The organism is Streptomyces sp. NPDC050287 (assembly GCF_044459385.1).
Taxonomy (GTDB): domain Bacteria; phylum Actinomycetota; class Actinomycetes; order Streptomycetales; family Streptomycetaceae; genus Streptomyces.
Window position 1 is genome coordinate 37,646 of sequence record NZ_JBITIY010000011.1, and the last position, 21,941, is coordinate 59,586.

The window sequence follows — 21,941 nt, forward strand, 5'->3', positions numbered from 1 at the left end:
TCACATCGAGGGCATCCCGCATGCGGTCGGACCTCACAGTTCTCGCCAGTGGATCGGCCCGGAAACGGCTGGGCCGCGCTCAGGCCGGCCGCCCCTCCCCACGGGGGCCTGGCGTCGGTCCACCGGCTGCTCACGTGACACAGGAAAGTTCGGGCGGGTGCGTAGCGCTATGTGGTTGGCCGGATCCTTTTCGTGGGAGAGAGGGGCGGACGGGGACAGGGGCATGCCCCGAGGGGCGGACCTCACCACACGCTGTCAGGACGCGTGGGGAGGCCCGCCCCTCGGGCGATCCGGATACGGCGGCTACTGCGGGGTCATCCGCCCGACCATGTCCGGGTGCTCCTTCAGCCAGGCGGCGACCGCTTCCTCCTCGTGGCCCTGGCCGCGCTGGTTGATCTCGGCCTCCAGGCTGCCGAGCTCGTCCTCGCTCATCTTGAAGTTCTTGATCCACTTGGTGAGCTGCGGGTACTGCTCGGGGAACTTCTTGTTGGAGATCGTGCGGATGGTGTTGCCCTCACCGAAGAACTTCTTGTCGTCCTTCAGCTTGGTCAGGTCGTACTGGCTGTACGCCCAGTGCGGCGACCACAGGACGACCGCGACGGGCTCCTTCTTGGCGTACGCGCGCTTGAGTTCGGCGAGCATCGCGGGCGTGGAGCCGTCCACGACCTCGTACTCCTTGTCCAGGCCGTAGCCGGGCAGGACCTTCGTCTTGAGCAGGTTCATCTCGCCGGTGCCCGGCTCGATGCCGATGATCTTCCCGTCGAAGAGGCCGGCCTTGCCCTTGAGGTCCTCGTAGGACTTCACGCCCTTGACGTACGACGGCACCGCGACCTCCAGCGAGGTCGGCTGGTACCAGGTGCCGAGGTCGGCGAGTCTGTCCTTGCTCTGGTCCCAGTAGTTCTTCTGCGCGTACGGCAGCCACGCGTCGAAGTTGAGGTCCAGGTCGCCGGAGGCCAGACCGGTGTAGACCGGGCCGACATCCATCTGCTTGAGGTTGAGCTTGTAGCCGCGCCGCTCCAGGACGTTCTTCCAGAGGTAGGTGACGGCGATGTCCTCGTCCCAGGGGAACCAGGCCACGTCGATCGGGTCCTTGGCCTCCGCGGGGGTCGAGCCGGAGCCGCCCGCGGCCGGGGCCAGCTTGTCGACGACGCCCGGGTTCTGCTTCAGCCAGGCGCGCACCGCCTGCTGCTGCTTCCCCTCCCCCGCCTTGTTGATCTCGGCTTCCAGGCTGGTGAGCTGCTTCTCGTCCATCTTGAAGTTCTTCAGCCACTCGCCGACGACCGGGTTGTCGGCCGCGAAACCCTTGCGGGCGATGGTGTGCACCCGGTCGCCCTTGCCCCAGGCGCCCTTGGGGTCCTTCAGCTTCTTCAGGTCGTAGTCGCTGTACGCCCAGTGCGGCGACCAGAGCGTGACGACGATCGGTTCCTTCTTGCTGTACGCCCGCTTGAGCTCGGCCAGCATCGCCGGCGTGGAGCTGTCGACGACCTTGTACTCCTTGTCGAGGCCGTACTCCTTGAGGACCTTGGTCTTCAGCAGGCTCATCATGCCGGCGCTGGGCTCGATCCCGGTGATCTTCCCGCCGAAGGTGGCCGCCTTGCCCTTGAGGTCGGCCAGCGAGTCGACGCCCTTCATGTACGCGGGCACGCTCAGCTCCAGGGAGGTCTGGCCGTACCAGGCGCCCAGGTCGTCGAGCTTGCTGCCGTACTTCTTCCAGTACTGCTCGTGCGTGGTCGGCAGCCAGGCGTCGGTCTGGAAGTCGACGCTGCCCTGAGCGAGGGAGGTGTAGAGCGGACCGGCCTCGAACTGCTGGGTGTTCACCTGATAGCCGCGCTGTTCGAGGATCTCCTTCCACAGGAAGGTGGAGGCGACGCCCTCGTCCCAGGGGATGTAGCCGATGGTGATCTTCTTGCCCTGGCCGATGTCCTTGCCGTCGGCGACGGCGGAGCCGCCCGGGGTGCCGCCGAACATGCCCATGCCGCCCGCCACGAGGGCGAGGGCCACGACGCCGATCACGGCGACCTGCGGGCGGGGCCGGTACGACCAGATCTTCAGGCCCTGTGCGGCCCGTACCCGGGCGGCGGCGCGGCGGCCCAGCGGGGAGACCTGGGTGCCCAGCGCGCTGGTCATGCGGTCGAGGTAGATCGCGAGGATCACGATGGCGACACCGGCCTCGGAGCCGAGGCCCACGTTGAGCTGGCCGATGGCCTGGTTGACGTCGCCGCCGAGGCCGCCGGTGCCGACCATGCCGGCGATCGCTGCCATGGACAGACCGAGCATGATGACCTGGTTGACGCCCGCCATCACGGTGGGCAAGGCCAGCGGGAGCTGGACCCGCAGCAGGACGTCGCGGGGCGCGGTACCGAACGCGTCGGCCGCTTCGACCAGTTCCTTGTCGACCTGGCGGATGCCGAGCTCGGTCATGCGCACGCCGGGGGCGAGCGCGAAGATCAGGGTGGCGACGATGCCCGCGGAGGCGCCGGTGCCGAAGAACAGGATCGCCGGGATGAGGTAGATCATCGCGGGCAGCGTCTGCATGAAGTCCAGCACCGGCCGGACCAGTCCGCTGACCCGGTCCGAGCGCGCCGCCCAGATGCCCACCGGTACCGAGATCACCAGCGCGATGATCGTGGCGACCAGGACGAGCGAGAGGGTCACCATCGCGTCGTCCCACAGTTCGAGGGAGTCGATGAAGGCGAAGCCCACGAAGGTGAGGACACCGGCCAGAGTGCCGCGCAGCCAGAACGCGAGCACCGCGAAGATGCCCGCGAGCAGCAGCGGTTCGGGCGCCTGCAGGACGGCGTTGATCCCGTCGTAGGTGCCGGTGAAGACGGTCTTGAGGAAGTCGAAGAGCCAGGCCATGTGGCCGAGCAGCCAGTCGACGGCGTCGTTGACCCAGTCGCCGAGCGGAATCCTAGGCACGGGTCACCACCTTCTCGCCGTCGGGGTTGTCGCACGGCACGGCTTGTGGGACCTCGTCGCCGAGGAAGGCGATCAGCCGCTCCCGCGGTACGACACCGATGACCCGGTTCGCCTCGTCGACCACCGAGACCCGGTGCGACAGGCGGGCACTGATCGCGCACAGCTCCGCGAACGGGGTGTCGGCGGTGGCGGTCTCACAACTGCAGCTGGGGCTGTCGCCCGATACGGAGGTGTCCATGACGGAGGAGGCGGTCAGCACCCGGGAGCGGTCGACGTCCTTGGTGAAGGAGGCGACGTAGTCGTCGGCGGGCCGGACGAGGATGTCCTCCGCGGTGCCGATCTGGACGATACGGCCGTCGCGCATCACGGCGATCCGGTCGCCCAGCCGCATGGCCTCGTTGAGGTCGTGGGTGATGAAGACGATCGTCTTCTTCAGGGACTTCTGCAGCTCGATGAGCTGGTCCTGCATGTCACGGCGGATCAGCGGGTCGAGCGCGCTGAACGACTCGTCCATGAGGAGCAGGTCGGCGTTGGTGGCGAGGGCGCGGGCCAGACCCACGCGCTGCTGCATGCCGCCGGACAGCTCGTCGGGCCAGGACTTCTCCCAGCCGGCCAGTCCGCACAGGGCGAGCGCCTCGGCGGCCCGCTCCTCGCGCTCGCGCCGGGGAAGGCCCTGGACGGCGAGGCCGTAGGCGGCGTTCTCCAGGACGCTGCGGTGCGGGAAGAGCGCGAAGTGCTGGAAGACCATGCTGATCTTGTGCGCGCGGACCTCGCGCAGGTCGCGGTCACTGAGGGCGGTCAGGTCCTGCCCGCCGAAGCGGACATGGCCCGCGGTCGGCTCCAGGAGGCCGTTGAGCATCCGCAGCAGCGTGGACTTGCCGGAGCCCGACAGACCCATCACGACGAAGATCTCGCCGGGTTCCACGGTGAAGGAGGCGTCAACGACGGCGGCGGTGGTGCCGTCGGCGCGCAGTTCCTCCCGGTCGGCGCCCTGGCGGAGCCGCTCGACCGCGTCGTCCGGTCGTCTCCCGAACACCTTGTAAAGGCCTGCGGCCTCAAGTCTGGATGACACGCGTACCTCTAGTCTCGGCGGGCAGAAGCAGAGACGCGGGGCCGCGATCAGTTGAAAGTGCAACCGGCGCATCTCTTAGTGGCGGCGCCTGCCCAGACACCTTTTGACCAAACGCAGAGGTGGTCCAGTTCACAGGACGTTTACGTCCGCCCGTCCGCTCCGCGTACCGGCCCGCGCCGGCGACGACATCGTCGCCGACGGGGTTTTGGCCGGCCGTCCCTGTCAGTGGTGTACGGCATGATGCGTGGCGTGACCGGACGACTGATGCTTCTCGACACCGCCTCGCTCTACTTCCGCGCCTACTTCGGCGTCCCGGAGTCCGTGAAGGCCCCCGACGGCACCCCGGTGAACGCCGTGCGCGGACTGCTGGAGTTCATCGACCGCCTGGTGAAGGACCACCGGCCCGATCACCTGGTGGCGTGCATGGACGCCGACTGGCGGCCCCGGTGGCGGGTCGAGCTGATCCCCTCGTACAAGGCCCACCGCGTCGCCGAGGCGCACGAGACGGGGCCGGACGAGGAGGAGGTGCCGGACACCCTCTCGCCTCAGGTGCCGATCATCGAGGCAGTGCTGGACGCGCTCGGCATCGCCCGCGTGGGCGTCGCCCGGTACGAGGCGGACGACGTGATCGGCACGTTCACCGCGCGCGCGAAGGGCCCGGTCGACATCGTCACCGGCGACCGCGACCTGTACCAGCTGGTGGACGACGCGCGCGAGGTGCGGGTGCTGTACCCGCTCAAGGGCGTGGGCTCCCTGCAGCTGACGGACGAGGCGTGGCTGCGGGAGAAGTATGGGGTCGACGGCAAGGGGTACGCGGATCTGGCGCTGCTGCGCGGCGACCCGAGCGACGGCCTGCCCGGCGTGCCAGGGATCGGTGAGAAGACGGCTGCCAAGCTGCTCGCTGAGTTCGGTGACCTGGCCGGGATCCTGGCGGCGGTCGACGACCCGAAGGCGAAGCTCACGCCGGCGCAGCGCAAGCGCCTGGACGAGTCACGGCCGTATCTGGCGGTGGCGCCGAAGGTCGTGCGGGTCGCGGACGACGTCCCGCTGCCGGACGTCGACACGGTGGTGCCGCGCACCCCGCGCGATCCGGTGGCACTGGAGGAGCTGGCGGCCCACCGGGGACTGGGGGGATCACTGCATCGACTTCTCGCCACCCTCGGGGCGTAATCATCGTCCCCGCAAGAGGTCATGAAGAGGTCATGAACCTGCCCGGAAGGACGCGTCCACAGGGAAGAGATGTTAACTTAGGCAAGCCTAACCATATAGATCGGGAGGTCGCCATGGCAGAACGACCGGAGCGCAAGCCGCGCACACCCCACACCGCGCAGGTCATCCGCACCGAACGGCTGACTCCCCATATGCAGCGGGTGGTGCTCGGCGGCGAGGGTCTGGCCGAGTTCTCGCCGGACACCTGTACCGATCACTATGTGAAGCTCCTCTTCCCCGGCGGCGGGGCCACCTACCCGGAGCCCTTCGACATACAGCGGATCCGCGAGGAGTTCCCGCGCGAACAATGGCCGGTGACGCGGACGTACACCGTGCGCGCCTGGGACGCCGAACACCGCGAGCTGACACTGGACTTCGTGATCCACGGCGACGAGGGCCTGGCCGGCCCCTGGGCCCTGCGGGTGCGGCCGGGCGAGACCGTGCGCTTCATGGGTCCCGGCGGCGCCTACGCCCCCGACCAGGCCGCCGACTGGCATCTGCTCGTCGGCGACGAGAGCGCGCTGCCCGCGATCGCGCGGTCCCTGGAGGCGCTGCCGGGCGGCGCCCGGGTCCATGCCTTCGTCGAGGTCTCCGGGCCGGAGGAGCAGCAGAAGATCGACTCCGACGTGGAGGTCGTCTGGCTGCACCGCGGCGACCGGCCCATCGGCGAGGCCCTGGTCGAGGCCGTACGAGCGCTGGAGTTCCCGGAGGGCCGCGTGCACGCGTTCGTGCACGGGGAGGCGCACTTCGTGAAGGAACTGCGCCATCTGCTGCGTGTCGAACGCGGGCTCGCGCGCGAGGACCTGTCGATCTCCGGTTACTGGCGGCTCGGCCACAACGAGGACGGCTGGCAGGCATCCAAGCGGGAGTGGAACGCACGCATCGAGGCCGAGCAGGAGGGCACCTCCACGCCCTCCTGACCCAACCGAGGCAAACCGAGGCAAACCGCGGCAAACCGAGCAATCGGGGGCGTCCCCGGGGGTGCACTACACCGACCGCTGGTAGGAGCGGAACGTACGGATCGACAGCCACACCGCCGCCACCGCGAGCAGCCCTCCCCCACGGCTGAGCACCTCGCCCGGGTCCGAATCACCGACATCGCCGAACGGCCCGCCACCATCGCCCGGTCGAGCGAGTTGAAGTCGGCGATGTGCCGTATCCAGGACGGCATCCGCGCGGGCGGCGTCGACGGGATCGCCGCCCACACGTCGGAGCTGAGGACGCTCATCACCACCGCGCCCGGCATCAGGCAGTCGAGGTACGAGGCAGGGGCCGAAGCCGCCGAGTTCCACGACTCCCTTGAAGAGGTGCGGCGGCCGCAGCACGTCGCGCCCGGCGACGGAGTCCCCGCGCCCGGACCGCCGTCGCGCAACCCCTGCGACGCAGGGCGCTGCGGGCCGGTGCCATCGGCGTCGCACACACGCGATGTATCGCGATCGAGTGCACTCCATCACGCCGTGAGCACTTGGGCCCGCCCCGGACATGCCCGCGTGACGCCGTCGAAACAGCGCCTCCCTAATTTCTGTCACCCGACAGGAACTCGCTTCCGCCCCGCTCCCGCGCCGAAGGCAGGCCGCCGTGACGACAACCGCCCCCTCCGACGTCCGCCCGGATCCTCCGCACTCCCCGGACGACCGCTCACTCACCGAGTTCGGCTACCGCCAGGAACTGCACCGCAGCCTGGGCCGGTACGCGTCCTTCGCGGCCGGGTTCTCCTTCATCTCCGTCCTGACCACCGTCTTCCAGTTCTTCGCCTTCGGGTACGCGTTCGGCGGCCCCGTCTTCTTCTGGACCTGGCCGGCCGTGCTGCTCGGGCAGCTGCTGGTGGCCGCCTGCTTCGCCGAACTGGCCGCGCGCTATCCGATCTCGGGCGCGATCTACCAGTGGTCGTCGCGCCTGTCGAACCTCACGTTCGGCTGGTTCGCCGGCTGGATCATGGTGATCGGGCAGATCGTGGTGGTCGCGGCGGCCGCGCTGGCGCTGCAGCTGGTGCTGCCGGCGATCTGGTCCGGCTTCCAGCTGATCGGCACCGAAACGGCGGTCACCTCGGCGGACGGCGCGGCCAACGCGGCCGTCCTCGGCGTGATCCTGCTGGCGCTGACCACGCTGGTGAACATCCTCGACAACCGCGTGATGTCGGTGATCAACCGCGTCGGCGTCACCGCCGAGATCATCGGAGCGGTGCTGATCATCGTTCTGCTGCTGACCCACTCCGAGCGTTCCCCCGGCATCACCTTCCACACCACGGGCGCCGCCCAGTCCGGCCTGTTCGGGGCTCTGATGGTGGGCTCGTTCGCGGCGGCGTACGTGATGATCGGCTTCGACAGCGCGGGCGAGATGAGCGAGGAGACGCACCACCCGCGGCGCACCGCGCCCCGCACCATCCTCGTCGCGCTCGGCGCGGCCGGTCTGCTCGCCACCCTGATCGTCCTCGGCGGCCTGCTCGCCGCTCCCAGCCTCACCGACGGGCACCTGTCCGTCGACGGCCTGAGCTACGTCCTCACCAGCAGCCTGGGCGACGGCGTGGGCCGGGTCCTGCTGGCCGACGTGGTCGTGGCGATCGCGGTGGCCACGCTGGCGATCCAGACGGCGGCCTGCCGGATGCTGTTCTCCATGGCCCGCGACGGCCAGCTGCCCTTCTCCGCCCGCCTCGCCAAGGTCAACCCGCGCACCGGCATGCCGAGCGCCCCGGCCGTGGTCGTCGGCGTTCTCGCGGCCGTACTCCTGCTGCTCAACTTCGCCTCCCCGGATGCCTTCCTGGCCATCGGCACCACCTGCATCGTGATGCTGTACCTGGCCTACGCGATGGTCACCGGCCCCCTCCTGGTCCGCCGGCTGCGCGGCCAGTTCACCGTCGAGGGCACCGACGAGGCGGGCGCCAAGCTCTTCTCGCTCGGCCGCTGGGGCGTCCCGGTCAACGCCCTCGCCCTCCTCTACGGCCTGGTCATGACGGTCAACCTGGCCTGGCCGAGGGCCGCGGTGTACGACCCGGCGGGCGGGCACTGGTACTTCCAGTGGTTCACGGTGCTGTTCCTCACCGCGACCGTGGTGACGGGCGTGGCCTACCGGGCGTACAAGGCACGCGCCGCGGTGGTGGAGGCACCCGAGGCGGTCGCGGCGTAACCCGGCTCGGGTCACGGGTGTACACGCTTAGGCTTGCCCGTGATGACACGCAACCACCGGATCCCGCCCTCTCCCCTGCCGCAGCGCGAGGGGGTGGACCCGGTGCGGGTGCGGTTGCCCGCCGAGGGCCCGTGGGCCACGGTGCGCGAGCACCTGGTGGAGCGGCTCGCGGCGCACGCCGGGGTCGTCGACGCGATGTTCGACGCGGGGCAGGTCGTCGGGGCGGACGGGCGGGCGGTGGCCCCGGACGCGGTGTACGTGCCCGGGATGTTCGTGTGGTTCCACCGGGAACTGCGCGCCGAGGTACCGGTGCCGTTCCCGGTCGAGGTGGTGTACCGCGACGAGCACATCGTCGTCGCCGACAAGCCGCACTTCCTGGCCACCACCCCGCGCGGCAGCCATGTCACCCAGACCGCGCTCGCCCGGCTCCGCCGGGAGCTGGACATTCCCACGCTCGGCGCCGCCCACCGGCTGGACCGGCTCACCGCCGGGCTGGTGCTGTTCACCGTACGGCCCGGGGAACGGGGCGCCTACCAGGGGCTGTTCCGCGACCGGCGGGTGCGCAAGGAGTACGAGGCCGTGGCACCGTACTCCCCCGCGCTCACCCTGCCCCGGACCGTGCGCAGCCGGATCGTGAAGGAGCGCGGGGTACTGGCCGCGTACGAGGTGGAGGGCGAACCGAACGCGATCAGCCGGGTGGAGCTGGTCGAGCGGGGCGAGCCGGTCGCCGGCCACCACGGCACCCTCGGCCGCTACCGGCTCACCCCCGCCACCGGCCAGACCCACCAGCTGCGGGTCCACATGAACGCGCTCGGAGTACCCGTCCTCGGCGACCCGCTCTACCCCGTGGTGACCGCCCCCGTGCCGGCCGGTGACTTCCGGCGTCCGCTCCAACTGCTGGCGCGGGGGCTGGAGTTCACCGATCCGGTCACGGGGGTGGAGCACCGGTTCCGGAGCGGACGAGTTCTGGAGGCCTGGATGTCGTACGACGACTGGGCGACTCCGTGCGCCGACCGGACCGCGTCGTACGCCGACCGGACCGCGTCGTACGACGAGGGTTCCCCCGGTCAGTAACCGCGCCACCACCGCAGCAGGCGCCGCCAGGCGCCCCGCGGGCGGACCGGTTCGGGTGCCGGGGCGGGCTGTGGCGCCGGGCCGGACTGTGGCAGCGGGCCGGACTGTGGCAGCGGGGCGGCGGTCGGCCGGGGGACCGGCTCGGCGACGGGGGCCGGCTCCGGCTGGTGCGTGCCGACCTGCCAGGAGTTGCGCGGCGGCGAAACCGGAAGGGCGCCCGGTGTGAGCGTCACCTCCTGCGGCGGCTTCGGCGCGAACCGCACCGGCAGCTCCGCCAGGTGGCGGGAGGACATGGACTCCGTCCAGGTCAACTCGTCCTGGTGACAGTCGAGTTCCACGTCCGGCAGCCGCATCAGCAGCGCGTCCACTCCGGTGTCGGCGATGGCACGGCCGATGTCCTGGCCGGGGCACTCGTGCGGCCCGCCGCCGAAGGCGAGGTGGGAGCGGTTGCCCTTCATGTGGGCGGAGAGGTCGGGTCGCACCCGGGGGTCGACGTTGCCCGGCGCGATCCCGAAGAGCAGTCCGTCGCCCCTGCGGATGCGCTGGCCGCCCAACTCCGTGTCCTGCTTGGCGAAGTAGGCGAAGATCGAGCTGAACGGCGGCTCGTCCCACAGGGACTGCTCGACCGCCTCCGGCACCGTCATCTGGCCGCCGTTGAGCTGGGCGCGGAAGCGCGGGTCGGTGAGCACCATGCGCAGCACGTTGGCGAGCAGGTTGGCGGTCGCCTCGTACGCGGCGATCAGCACGAGCCGCAGGTGTTCGCGGACCTCGTCGTCGTTGAGCCGGGCCGGGTGGGTGATGAGGTAGCTGGTGAAGTCCTCCTCGGGGCGGGCGCGGCGGCGTGCCGTGAGCCGGCCGAGGGCGTCCATGATGTAGGCGTTGCTGGCGATCGCGGTCTCGGTACCGCGGAGCATGTCACGGGCGGCCTGCACGATCCGGTCGTTGTACTCGTCGGGCATACCGAGGACCTCGCACATCACGGCCATCGGCAGGTGCTCGGCGAACTGGCTGACCAGGTCGGCGACGCCCTCCTCGCAGAACCGGTTGACCAGGCGCTGGGTGTGGCGGTTGATGTGCCGGCGGATGCCGCGGGGGTCGATGGTCGAGATGGCGCCGTTGACCGCGCCGCGCAGCCTCAGGTGCTCGTCGCCCTCGACGTGGGCGGCGATGGGCTGCCAGGCGATGTGCGGCATGAGCGGGTGGTCGGGCTTGACCAGACCGTCCAGGAGCGGGGTCCAGATGCGGCTGTCCCGGCAGTACTGGGAGGGCGTACGCACCATGTGCAGGTTCTCGGCGTGGCCGAGCACCACCCACATCGGCACGTCGTCGTGGAGCAGCACGGGCGCCACCGGGCCGTGTTCCTCGCGTAGTTGCTCGTACAGGGAGCCGAGGTTCTCCGCGTCGGGTCCGTAGAGCCGGCGCAGGCCGCCGGGGCCGCGGTCGTGGGCGGGACAGCCGGGCGGCGGGGCGAGGCCGGGGTCCGTGCCGGTCGGGGAGTGGGATTCAGGCGTCACAGTGATCGCTCCGAAGGAGATCCGGTGTCCGTGCATGTCACGTATGTCATGTCTGTCGCGTATGTCTGTGCGGGACCGCCGGCGCGGGTGCGGCGGCTGTCACGCATGTCCGTGCGGAACCGCCGGCGCGGGTGCGGCGGCGGTCACCTCAGCGCGCCCGACATGGCGAGGGAGTGCAGGAAGCGCATGAGGGTCATCAGGGTGTCCCGGCTGGAGGCGCGGCGGCGCGCGTCGCAGTCGACGATGGGGATGTCCTCGCCCAGGTCGAGCGCGGTGCGCAGCTCCTCGACGGGGTAACGGGGCGCGTCCGGGAAGGAGTTGACGGCGACGATGAAGGGCACGCCGCGTTCCTCCAGGCGCCCCATGACGTCGAAGCTGACCTCCAGGCGGCGGGTGTCGATCAGCACGACCGCGCCCAGCGCTCCCTCGAACAGGCCGTTCCACAGGAACCAGAAGCGTTCCTGGCCGGGGGTGCCGAAGAGGTACAGCACGAGCTGGTCGGTGATGCTGATGCGGCCGAAGTCCATCGCCACGGTGGTGGCCGTCTTGGACTCGGAACCGTAGTTGTCGTCGACGCCGACGCCGGCCTGGGTCATGGTCTCCTCGGTGGTCAGCGGTTTGATCTCGCTGACCGAGCCGACCATGGTGGTCTTGCCGACTCCGAAGCCGCCCACGATGACGATCTTCACCGCCGCCTGGGCGGTGTGCGGGAGGTGGTCCTCCTTCCGGGGACCCGTGACGGTGTCAGAGCTTTTGAAGTCCATGCATCACCGCTTCGAGGAGAGAACGGTCGGCCAGCGCCTGGCGGATGACCGGGGCGCGCGCCGTCACCAGTTCGGCCGTCAGCAGCTCGGTGATCAGCACGGTCACCACGCTGAACGGCAGGCTCAGATAGGCCGACAGCTCGGCCACGGACAGGGGGGCCGTACACAGCCGGAGCAGTGCCGCCTGCTCGGGCGCCGCGGAGGGCGGCGGATCGGCGCTCGCCACGATCAACGTGACCAGGTCGAGTTCGGTGCGCCGGGCACCGTCCGGACCGGTGATCACGTACAGCCGCTCGGGGTTCTTCTTCTCCCCCTCGGGCTGCTGGTCGTCCTCGGGCGGGGGCGCCGGTTCGGGTTCCGCCCTGATGTACGGCTCGGGTTCCTGCTTGGGGTACCGCCGCCGGCGTTGCGGAGGAATCATACGGTCTGCCCGTTGCGCCTGGGCGGGCTGGTGAGGTGCGCGCCGATCCGGATGACCAGGTCACTCATGCGGGCGCTCATGTAGCCGGGTTCGGCGCGTACGTCGGAGAGCACCGCGAGGTAGGCGTTGGGGCCGGCGGCCATCAGGTAGAAGTAGCCGCCGTGGATCTCGATGAGGACCATCTTCATCTCGCCCTCGCTGCCCGGGATCTCCTGGGCGACGGCGCCGGCCAGGCTCTGCAGGCCCGCGCAGGCCGCGGCGACGCGGTCGGCGGTGTCCGGGTCGCCGCCGTGGCGGGCGATGCGCAGGCCGTCGGCGGAGAGCACCACGATCATCTGGATGCCCGGTACGCCCTTGGCGAGGTCCTGGAGCATCCAGTCGAAGTTGCCGCGCTGCTGGATCACTTGAGGTCTCCCTCGTCGTCGGCCTCGACGCGGGCCGGTTCGTCGGTCGGCTGGGGGGGTGCGGTGGAGTCCGGGCGCTTGAGGTTGTCGAAGAACGCCTGGACCCACTGGCCCGGCGGGGTGTCGGGCGCCCTCTGAGCGGGCTCCGGCTCGGGTTCGGGCTCGCGTGGGGCGGTCGACCAGATGGTCGGCCGGCCCTCCCGTTCGGCCTGCTCGATGGCGGCCTGCTCGGCGTAGCGCTGGGTGAGCGAGGTCTTGACCCGGCTGCGGCGCTGCGGCAGTCCGTTGGCCGTCCATTCGGTGACCTCGGGGACGTCGTCCTCCATGGAGACCGGAGTGACGGACTTGGGGCTGGTGGGGCGGCGGTTCTTGACCGTGCGCTTGGGGCCGGGGAGCGCGCCGAGTTCGGGCTGGGGCACGGCCGTTGCGCCGATGCCGTGGGCGAGTCCGAGGCCGGGCTCGGAGGTGAGCATGTCGCTGGGTACCACGAGGATGGCGCGGACCCCGCCGTACGCGGAGGCCCGCAGCGAGACCTGCATGTTGTACGTCCGGCACAGCCGGCCCACGACCGCGAGGCCCAGGCGCGGCGCCTCGCCGAGGTCCTGCAGGTCGACACCGGCCATGGCGCGTTCCAGCATGCCCTCGGCCCTCAGCCGGGCATCCTCACTGAGGCTGACGCCGGCGTCCTCGATCTCGATGCAGACACCCGTCTGCACCTCGGTGGCGGTGACGTGCACCTTGGTCTGCGGGGGCGAGTAGCGGGTGGCGTTGTCGAGGAGTTCGGCCGCCGCGTGGATGACGGGTTCGACGGCGGTGCCCTTGACGTTGACCTTGGCGATGGAGGTCAGGTCGATGCGCCCGTACTCCAGGATCCGGGACATCGCGCCGCGCAGCACGCTGTAGAGCGCGACGGGCTCGGGCCACTGACGACCGGGGCGGCCGCCGCCGAGGACGGAGATGGAGTCGGCGAGCCGGCCGATCAGCGCGGTGCCGTGGTCGATGCGCAGCAGGTCGGTGAAGACCTCGGGGTTGCGGCCGTGGTCCTCCTCCATCTCCCGCAGTTCGTTGGCCTGCTGGTGGACGATGGCCTGGACGCGGCGGGCGATGCTGACGAACGAGCGCTGCGCGGCGTCGCGCATGACGTCCTCGGTGTCGATGATGGTCAGCACCGCCTTGAGCAACGACACCTGCGACTCGGGGAGTTCGCGCCAGGCGGTCTCGGCGTTGCCGAGGTGGCGAATCACCTCTGCGGGGGAATTCCCGCCGCGCATCAGGTGCAGCGCGGTCGGCAGGATCTCCTTGGCGAGGCGGGTCATCTCCTCCTCGTGGCCGGCGATCCGCCGTTCCAGATACGCGGAGCGACGGGCGTGCTCCGTGCGCAGGTCGCGCAGGGCCCGGCCCCGGCGGACCGCTTCCGACGCCGTCGCGATCACCAGCAGCGTGGCGAGGGCGCCGCACCAGCCGACGGTCGCCCGGGCCGGTGCCGTCACCAGCGCGACGGCGGCCCCGGTCGCCGCGGCCATCGCTATGGCGGGCAGCAACAGCACACGGCTGTACGGGAGTTCACGGCGACCTGGAGGAGATTGAACACTCACCATGTGGGCCCTCTGAAAAAAATCGGCGGGGTGTCGGGGAGCTTGCAGGGGGGAAGGTGGTAGCTGTCTCTGGATCTTCTGCGCATTTGGGAACAAGCGCACGAATACGCCTCAACTCGGTGCGCTGCGGGCGAGCTTAGTCCGACCGGATCATCGCTATGTCATATTCAGCAAGCGTCTGAAACCCGGCACGGGAAGGGGGTAACCTCGGCTCCATTTACACGCTGAGGTCCCGTTCGAACACGGATCGTCACAACGTACGGGCGTACGAAAATCCTCACCGTGACGAGTGACGTGCCCCCCTGACGAGGCGGAGGAACCCTGGTCAGACCCCGGCGATGCGCAGCGCGGCGTCCGCCGTCGCCTCCGCGAACACCGACACGGACCGCGCGGGGTCGGAGCGGTGGACGAGGATGACACCCTCGATCAACCCGAACACCAGGTCCGTACGGAGATCCAGCTCGCTCTTGGCGAGCACGCCGCCCGCTGTCGTCGCCCCGATCAACTGCCGGTAGGCGTCCTTGAGTTCGGCGCGCACGGCGTGAAAGCCGGCGAACCGCTCGGCGCGCACCTCGGGCAGCAGATAGAGCCCGCCGAGGTTGTGCGGTCCACCGCACAGCACCTCGACGTCGGCCCGGCACAGCTCCCACAGCCGGTCCTCGGCCGGGGCGGTGTCGTCGGCGAGCAGCTCACGGGCGTACGCGAGGGAGGGCGTGACCGTGGATTCCAGGAGCTGGGCGAGCAACTCCTCCTTGCCGGAGACGTAGTGGTACATGGACGCCTGGCGCATTCCGGCGCGTTCGGCGACGGCCCGGGTGGAGGTGGCCGCGTAGCCGAGGGTGGTGAACAACTCCGCGGCGGCCGCGAGGAGTTCCTCGCGCGGTTCCAGCCCGCTGTCCGGCCGTTGCGCGGCCCGCGGCCTGCCGACCCGTCGGCTCTGCCCTGCACCTGCTGTCCCCATGCGGCCGATCCTCGCACACCGCCGTCCGCGGCGATCTTCGTGAGAGCCCGGTAACCGACCGGCAACGCGACGGCAACGCCCGTGACCCGCCCCGCGCCTAATTTCTGTCGAGCGACAGAAATAGGACAGTACCCACGGAGCCGGAGGTCCCGCGATGGCGACAGCGACCACTTACGGAGCCCGCGCCCACGCGCGTGCCCAGGAGGGCACCCGCACCGAGGCGATGCCCGTCGTCCCGGCCAGGAACTGGCCGGCCCCACCGTGCGAGGCGGGCCACCTGGTGTGGGCGGAGACGGTCGCGGGCGGCAACTACACCCACCGGGTCCTGGCCCGCGGCACCGAACTGCGCCTGACCGACCTGCGCGGCGACGCCTGCGCCCACCTGCTCCTGTACGCGGCCGACCGCCCCTGGGAACGGCTCAACGTCGCCGACACGGTCAAGGTCCAGTGGAACGCCTACCTGGGCGAGGGCCAGCTCCTGCTGTCCGACCAGGGCCGCGTCCTCGCTTCCCTGATCGCGGACACGTCCGGCCGGCACGACGCCCTGTGCGGCACCTCCACCCTCGTCCGCAACACCGAGCGCTACGGCGACGGCACCCCGCAGAGCCCCTCCCCCGCGGGCCGCGAACTGTTCAAGCTGGCGGCCGCGAAGAACGGTCTGGAGCCGCGCGACCTGCCGCCCTCGCTCTCCTTCTTCCAGGGCGTCGAGGTCCGCGAGGACGGCGCCCTCGACTTCACCGGCTCGGCCGGCCCCGGCGGCAGCGTCACCCTGCGCGCCGAGCAGGACGTCACCGTACTGATCGCGAACGTGCCCCACCCGGCCGACCCCCGCCCCGAGTACCTCAGCACCCCCCTGGAAGTACTCGCCTGGCGCGCCGAGGCGACCAAACCGGGCGACCCCCTGTGGGACGCCACACCCGAGGGCCACCGCGCCTTCCTCAACACCGCCGACTTCCTTGCCGCGAGGGGGCTCGCATGACCACGAGCACGCACACAAGCACGACCGCGAGCACGGACACGGCCGTCGTTCCCGCACGCGCCGCCTGGTCCGCCGTCGTACGCGCCGGCGAGACGCTCACCGTCACCGACCTGCACGGCAACCAGGCCGTCGACTTCCTCGTCTACGACGCCCACGACACGTCGGTCCGCTACAGCGCCCCCGACACGATCCACGCTCAGGGCAACCTCTTTCTGACCACCGGCAGCGTGCTGATGTCCAACGAGCACACCCCGCTGATGACGGTGACCGCCGACGACGTCGGCCGCCACGACACGGTCGGCGGCGCCTGCTCCAAGGAGTCCAACACCCTGCGCTACGGCCACCACACCTGGTCGCAGCACGCGTGTGTGGACAACTTCCTCGCCGAGGGCGCCAAGTACGGGCTCGGCAAACGGGATCTGGTGTCCAACATCAACTGGTACATGAACGTGCCGGTCGAGAAGGACGGCACCCTCGGCATCGTCGACGGCCTGTCCTCCCCGGGCCTGAAGCTGACCCTGCGCGCCGAACGCGACGTGCTCGTCCTGGTCTCCAACTGCCCCCAGATCAACAACCCGTGCAACGGATTCGAGCCGACCGCCGTGCAGATGACGATCGGGGCGGCCGGATGAGCTTCGACACCCTGCTCGTCGCCAACCGGGGCGAGATCGCCGTCCGCATCATCCGCACCGCCCGCGAACTGGGCCTGCGCACGGTCGCCGTGTACTCCGATCCCGACCGTTCCGCACCCCACGTCCGCCTCGCCGACGAGGCGGTACGGCTCGGCCCGGCGCCCGCGAAGGAGTCGTACCTCGACGCCGACCTGGTGCTGAAGGCGGCCAAGGACACCGGCGCGGGGGCCATTCACCCCGGGTACGGCTTCCTGTCCGAGAACGCGGCCTTCGCACGGCGCTGCGAGGACGCCGGGATCGTGTTCGTGGGCCCCACACCGGAGCAGTTGGAGCTGTTCGGCGCCAAGCACACGGCCCGGGCGGCGGCGGAATCGGCCGGGGTGCCGCTGGCGCCGGGCACGGGCCTGCTCGCGTCCCTCGACGACGCCCTCGACCAGGCGGCGGGGATCGGCTATCCCGTCATGCTGAAGGCGACCGGCGGAGGCGGCGGGATCGGTATGTCGGCATGTCACTCCGCCGATGAACTGACCGACGCCTGGGACCGTGTCCAGCGTGTGGCCGCCGCCTCCTTCTCCTCCGCCGGCGTCTTCCTGGAACGCCTGGTCGAACGCGCCCGCCATGTCGAGGTGCAGGTGTTCGGCGACGGCGAGGGCAAGGTCGTCACCTTCGGCGACCGCGACTGCTCCCTGCAGCGCCGCAACCAGAAGGTCCTGGAGGAGGCCCCGGCGCCGGGCCTGCCCGACCTCGTACGCGATCAACTGGCCGCCAGCGCCCGCGAGTTGTGCGCCTCCGTCGGCTACCGCTCCGCCGGAACCGTCGAGTTCGTCTACGACGCCGGCCGCGAGGAGGCCTACTTCCTGGAGGTCAACACGCGCCTCCAGGTCGAGCACCCGGTCACCGAGGAGATCTACGGCGTCGACCTGGTCGCCTGGATGCTGCGCCTGGCCCGCGGCGAGCGGGACGTCGTCCGCGACCCGGGCACCCCCCGGGGCCACGCCGTCGAGGCCCGCCTCTACGCCGAGGACCCCTCCCGCGAACACCGCCCCAGCGCGGGCCTGTTGACACGGGTGGAGTTCCCGCCGGGCGTACGCGTCGACGGCTGGGTGGAGACCGGCACCGAGGTGACGACCTCGTACGACCCGATGCTCGCCAAGGTCATCGCCTACGGCTCCGATCGCGCCCACGCCCTGGAACGCCTGGACGAGGCCCTGGCCCGCACCCGCGTCGACGGCATCGAGACCAACCTGGGCCTGGTGCGGGCGGCGCTCGCCGGCCGGGACTTCCGCGAGGCCGCCCACTCCACGGCGACCCTGGCGACCGTCAGCGACCCGACCCCGCGCATCGAGGTGGTCTCCGGCGGCACCCTCACCACCGTGCAGGACTGGCCGGGCCGCACCGGATACTGGCAGGTCGGTGTTCCGCCGTGCGGGCCGATGGACGACCTGTCCTTCCGGCTGGGCAACCGGGCGCTCGGCAACGACGAGAGCGCCCCGGGACTCGAATGCACCCTCCAGGGCCCGTCGCTCCGCTTCACGCACCCGACGACCGTGTGCGTGACGGGTGCGCCCGCCCCGGTCACCGTCGACGGCCTGCCGATCGCGCAGTGGGAGCCGGTGACGGTGCCCGCGGGGGGCCTGCTGGAGATCGGCGCCCCCCGTGAACACGGCCTGCGGACGTACGTCCTCGTCGCCGGGGGCCTCGACGTGCCGGCCTTCCTCGGCAGCGCGAGCACCTTCACGCTGGGCCGCTTCGGCGGGCACGGCGGGCGGGCGCTGCGCACGGGTGACGTCCTGCACGGCGGAACTGTGGCGGAGGGCGGGACCGTGACCGCGGGCGGGCCGGTACCGCCCGGTGATCGCCCGGACTTCGGTGCCGTATGGCACGTCAAGGCCGTCGAAGGCCCGCACGCGGCCCCGGAGTTCTTCACCGAGGACGACATCCGCGACTTCTACGCGGCCGACTGGAAGGTCCACTTCAACTCGGCCCGCACCGGCGTGCGCCTGATCGGCCCCAAGCCGCGCTGGGCCCGCACCGACGGCGGCGAGGCGGGCCTGCACCCGTCCAACATCCACGACACCGCGTACTCCGTGGGCGCCGTCGACTACACGGGCGACATGCCGGTGCTGCTCGGCCCGGACGGCCCCTCCCTGGGCGGGTTCGTCTGCCCGGCGACGGTGATCAGCAGCGACCGCTGGAAGCTGGGCCAGCTCCGCCCGGGCGACACGGTGCGCTTCGCGCCGGTGGACGTGTCGGGCGCCCCCCGCCCCGCCATCGTGGACGGCGGCATTCTCGCCCGGGACGGTGACGTCACGTACCGCCGCAGCGGCGACGACAACCTGCTGGTCGAGTTCGGCCCGATGCAACTGGACCTCGCCCAGCGCATGCGCGTGCACGCACTGATGGAGGCGGTGTCCGAGCAGGGCCCGGAAGGCATCACCGACCTCACGCCGGGCATCCGTTCGCTCCAGATCCAGACGGACCCCAGCCGTCTGTCCCCGGACGAACTCCTTGCCGCGGTGAGGGAGATCACCACCTCCCTGCCCCCGAGCGACGAGCTGGTGGTGCCCTCCCGCACGGTCCACCTCCCCCTGTCCTGGGACGACCCGGCGACTCGCGAGGCGATCGCCCGCTACATGGCGGGCGTCCGCGACGACGCGCCCTGGTGCCCGTGGAACATCGAGTTCATCCGCCGCGTCAACGGCCTGGAGTCGGTGGACGACGTGTACCGCACGGTCTTCGACGCGGAGTACCTGGTGCTGGGCCTCGGCGACGTCTACCTCGGCGCCCCCCTGGCCACGCCCCTGGACCCCCGTCACCGCCTGGTGACCACCAAGTACAACCCGGCGCGCACCTGGACCGCCGAGAACTCGGTCGGCATCGGCGGCGCCTACCTGTGCGTCTACGGCATGGAGGGCCCCGGCGGCTACCAGTTCGTGGGGCGTACGACCCAGGTGTGGTCGGGCTGGCAGCAGCGCGGCGCGTTCGAGCCGGGCTCACCCTGGCTGCTGCGTTTCTTCGACCGCATCAAGTGGTATCCGGTGGACGCGGACGAACTCCTCGACCTGCGCGCCGACATCATCTCGGGCCGCTTTGTCCCACGCATCGAGGAAAGCACCTTCTCGCTGGCCGAGTACCAGGCCTTCCTGGCCGAACACGCCGAGTCCATCGGGGAGTTCCGGTCCCGGCAGCAGACGGCGTTCTCGGCGGAGCGGGACGCGTGGGAGGAGGCGGGCGAGTTCACGCGAGCGGACGCAGCGACCGCCCCGGCGGCTGCCCCGGCGGAGGTGACCGTCCCACCGGGCGGTCGCCTGATCGAAGCCGAATTCGCCGCCTCGGTATGGCAGTTGAACGTCGGTCCGGGCGACGAGGTGACGGCCGGGCAGCCGCTGCTCGCCCTGGAGGCGATGAAGATGGAGTCCAGGGTGCACGCGCCGATGGCCGGTGTGGTGGCGGAGATCCTGGCCAGGCCGGGCGACCAGGTGGAGGCGGGGACGGCGCTGGTCGTCCTGGCCCCGGCCGCGAACTGAAGGAGGAACACCGTATGTCCACCACCCTCTCCCGCGTCCGCGCCGCCTACGCCCGCATCGAAGCGGTCGACCGCCCCGAGATCTGGATCGACCTGCGCCCGCAGGACGAGGTCGAGCGGGAGGCCCGGGCGCTCGACGTCCGGCTGTCCGAAGGTGAGCGGCTCCCGCTCGCCGGACGCCTGTTCGCCGCCAAGGGCAACATCGACGTGGCCGGCCTGCCCACCACCGCGGGCTGCCCGTCGTACGCCTACGACCCCGAGGCCGACGCTCCCGCCGTCGCCCGGCTCCGCGCGACGGGCGCCCTCGTCCTGGGCACCACGAACCTGGACCAGTTCGCGACGGGCCTGGTCGGCACCCGCTCCCCGTACGGCGCCGTCCGCCACGCGTACGACCCGGCCAGGATCAGCGGCGGCTCCAGTTCCGGCTCGGCCGTCGCCGTGGCCCTGGGCATCGTCGACTTCGCCCTGGGCACCGACACCGCGGGCTCAGGCCGCGTCCCGGCCGCCTTCAACGGCATCGTCGGCCTCAAACCCACCCGGGGCCTGGTCCCGACGGCCGGCGTGGTCCCCGCCTGCGCCTCCCTGGACTGCGTGACCGTGTTCGCCCGCACCCTCCCGGAGGCGGAGCAGGCCCTGGCCCACATGGCCTCCCCGCCCGACCGCGACCTGCCCCCGCTCCCCCAGCGCACCCCGGGCCCCTGGCGGGTGGCGGTACCCGCGCGGGAACAGCTCGGCGAGCTGGACGAGGGCTGGGCGCAGGCGTACGAGGCGGCGGTGAACCAACTCGTCGCAGCGGGCGCCTCGGTACGGGAGATCGACCTCAGCCCCTTCACGGACGCCGCGGCGATGCTGTACCAGGGCGCGTTCGTGGCTGAGCGCTACACGGCAGTGGGGAGTTTTGTCGACAAATTGATCGCAGCGGGCGGTGCGGGGCTCGACCCCACGGTCGCCGGCATCATCACCGGCGCCCGTGACATTCCGGCCCACCAGCTCTTCGCCGACACCGACCGCCTGGCCACCCTGCGTACCCGAGCCCTCGCCGAGCTGGCCGACGCGGACGCCCTCCTGCTCCCCACCGCCCCCGGCCATCCCACCCTCGCCGAAGTCGCCGCCGACCCGGTGGGCGCCAACGCCCGCCTGGGCCGCTTCACCAACTCCACCAACCTCTTCGACCAGGCGGCGGTGGCGGTCCCGGCCGGCGAGACCAACGGCCTCCCCTTCGGCGTCATGCTGATCGGCCCCGCGTTCACGGACGAACGCCTGGCGAGGATCGCCGCCCTGCTCCAGCCCCGGACGCGGCTGGCAGTGGTGGGAGCCCACCTCACGGGCCAGCCCCTCAACCCCCAGCTCCTGTCCCTGGGCGCTCGCCTGGACCGTACGACGACCACGGCCCCGGTGTACCGCCTCCACGCGCTGGCAACCGACCCGCCGAAGCCGGGCCTGGTCCACGTGGGCGAGGGCGGCGCGGAGATCGAAACGGAGGTGTGGCACCTCCCGGCAGAGGGCCTGGGCCGCTTCCTGACCGCGCTTCCCCGCCCCATGACGCTGGGCAGAGTCCAACTGGCGGACGGCACGAGCGTGCCGGGCTTCCTGTGCGAGCCGAGCGCGCTGGACGACGCGACAGACATCACCGGGTACGGCAGCTGGCGTTCCTATCTCAACAAGCGCTGAGGTCAGTCACCCAAGGGGCACGGGGCTGTATCAATGTGCGGCTCTGCCGCGTGGGCGCGACCAGCCACAACGGACCC

At 71.0% G+C, this 21,941-nt stretch carries 16 protein-coding genes and 1 pseudogene; 8 read left to right on the forward strand and 9 right to left on the reverse strand.

The annotated features are described in order from the left end of the window. Positions 1-303: 303 nt before the first annotated feature. Together ACIBK3_RS32890 and ACIBK3_RS32895 are read right to left on the reverse strand one after the other, a co-directional pair. Positions 304-2,919, reverse strand: a complete 2,616-nt coding sequence (locus ACIBK3_RS32890; RefSeq protein WP_399371102.1) for an ABC transporter permease/substrate binding protein — start codon at positions 2,917-2,919, stop codon at positions 304-306. Beyond that, on the reverse strand, positions 2,912-3,991 hold the full coding sequence (locus tag ACIBK3_RS32895) for a glycine betaine/L-proline ABC transporter ATP-binding protein (RefSeq protein WP_399371103.1): 1,080 nt from the start codon (positions 3,989-3,991) through the stop codon (positions 2,912-2,914). Before ACIBK3_RS32895 ends, ACIBK3_RS32890 begins: the two co-directional genes overlap by 8 nt. Positions 3,992-4,231: 240 nt before the next feature. On the opposite strand from ACIBK3_RS32895, the gene ACIBK3_RS32900 reads away from it, so the two are divergent. Then, positions 4,232-5,161: a 5'-3' exonuclease H3TH domain-containing protein gene (locus ACIBK3_RS32900; protein WP_399371351.1), complete on the forward strand. Its 930-nt coding sequence runs from the start codon at positions 4,232-4,234 to the stop codon at positions 5,159-5,161. A 113-nt stretch (positions 5,162-5,274) separates the two neighbouring features. Next, positions 5,275-6,120: a siderophore-interacting protein gene (locus tag ACIBK3_RS32905; RefSeq protein WP_399371104.1), complete on the forward strand. Its 846-nt coding sequence runs from the start codon at positions 5,275-5,277 to the stop codon at positions 6,118-6,120. 66 nt (positions 6,121-6,186) lie between these two features. Here ACIBK3_RS32905 and ACIBK3_RS32910 read toward each other — a convergent pair. Next, a pseudogene (locus tag ACIBK3_RS32910) lies at positions 6,187-6,377 on the reverse strand (ABC transporter permease); the annotation flags it as partial. Positions 6,378-6,778: 401 nt separating this feature from the next. On the opposite strand from ACIBK3_RS32910, the gene ACIBK3_RS32915 reads away from it, so the two are divergent. Together ACIBK3_RS32915 and ACIBK3_RS32920 are read left to right on the forward strand one after the other, a co-directional pair. Next, entirely contained in the window at positions 6,779-8,323 is a 1,545-nt protein-coding gene (locus ACIBK3_RS32915; protein ID WP_399371105.1) for an amino acid permease, read from the forward strand. A 42-nt stretch (positions 8,324-8,365) separates the two neighbouring features. Next, complete coding sequence (locus tag ACIBK3_RS32920) at positions 8,366-9,397, forward strand: pseudouridine synthase (protein WP_399371106.1); 1,032 nt, start codon at positions 8,366-8,368, stop codon at positions 9,395-9,397. Here ACIBK3_RS32920 and ACIBK3_RS32925 read toward each other — a convergent pair. From ACIBK3_RS32925 to ACIBK3_RS32950, 6 genes are all read right to left on the reverse strand, one after another. Beyond that, entirely contained in the window at positions 9,391-10,911 is a 1,521-nt protein-coding gene (locus tag ACIBK3_RS32925; RefSeq protein WP_399371107.1) for a cytochrome P450, read from the reverse strand. The genes ACIBK3_RS32920 and ACIBK3_RS32925 overlap by 7 nt on opposite strands. Positions 10,912-11,054: 143 nt before the next feature. Then, positions 11,055-11,675, reverse strand: a complete 621-nt coding sequence (locus tag ACIBK3_RS32930; protein WP_399371108.1) for a GTP-binding protein — start codon at positions 11,673-11,675, stop codon at positions 11,055-11,057. Continuing rightward, complete coding sequence (locus ACIBK3_RS32935; RefSeq protein WP_399371109.1) at positions 11,656-12,096, reverse strand: DUF742 domain-containing protein; 441 nt, start codon at positions 12,094-12,096, stop codon at positions 11,656-11,658. The genes ACIBK3_RS32930 and ACIBK3_RS32935 overlap by 20 nt, the downstream gene beginning before the upstream one ends. Beyond that, on the reverse strand, positions 12,093-12,500 hold the full coding sequence (locus ACIBK3_RS32940; RefSeq protein ID WP_030672479.1) for a roadblock/LC7 domain-containing protein: 408 nt from the start codon (positions 12,498-12,500) through the stop codon (positions 12,093-12,095). The genes ACIBK3_RS32935 and ACIBK3_RS32940 overlap by 4 nt, the downstream gene beginning before the upstream one ends. Next, positions 12,497-14,098 carry a sensor histidine kinase gene (locus ACIBK3_RS32945; protein WP_399371110.1) on the reverse strand — a complete coding sequence of 534 codons (1,602 nt, stop codon included), beginning with the start codon at positions 14,096-14,098 and terminating at the stop codon, positions 12,497-12,499. Before ACIBK3_RS32945 ends, ACIBK3_RS32940 begins: the two co-directional genes overlap by 4 nt. A 322-nt stretch (positions 14,099-14,420) precedes the next feature. Continuing rightward, on the reverse strand, positions 14,421-15,056 hold the full coding sequence (locus ACIBK3_RS32950; protein ID WP_399371111.1) for a TetR/AcrR family transcriptional regulator: 636 nt from the start codon (positions 15,054-15,056) through the stop codon (positions 14,421-14,423). 154 nt (positions 15,057-15,210) lie between these two features. Here ACIBK3_RS32950 and ACIBK3_RS32955 point away from each other — a divergent pair, with 154 nt between their 5' ends. The 4 genes from ACIBK3_RS32955 to atzF are packed head-to-tail and all read left to right on the forward strand — an operon-like array spanning position 15,211 to position 21,864. After that, a complete protein-coding gene (locus tag ACIBK3_RS32955; RefSeq protein ID WP_399371112.1) occupies positions 15,211-16,035 on the forward strand; it encodes an urea amidolyase associated protein UAAP1 in 825 nt (274 codons plus the stop codon). Continuing rightward, positions 16,032-16,667 carry an urea amidolyase associated protein UAAP2 gene (locus ACIBK3_RS32960; protein ID WP_399371113.1) on the forward strand — a complete coding sequence of 212 codons (636 nt, stop codon included), beginning with the start codon at positions 16,032-16,034 and terminating at the stop codon, positions 16,665-16,667. The genes ACIBK3_RS32955 and ACIBK3_RS32960 overlap by 4 nt, the downstream gene beginning before the upstream one ends. After that, the gene (locus ACIBK3_RS32965) at positions 16,664-20,194 is read left to right on the forward strand and encodes a 5-oxoprolinase/urea amidolyase family protein (RefSeq protein WP_399371114.1); all 3,531 of its coding nucleotides are present in this window, start codon (positions 16,664-16,666) and stop codon (positions 20,192-20,194) included. Before ACIBK3_RS32960 ends, ACIBK3_RS32965 begins: the two co-directional genes overlap by 4 nt. Before the next feature lie 14 nt (positions 20,195-20,208). After that, complete coding sequence (atzF, locus tag ACIBK3_RS32970; protein WP_399371115.1) at positions 20,209-21,864, forward strand: allophanate hydrolase; 1,656 nt, start codon at positions 20,209-20,211, stop codon at positions 21,862-21,864. Positions 21,865-21,941 lie beyond the last annotated feature (77 nt).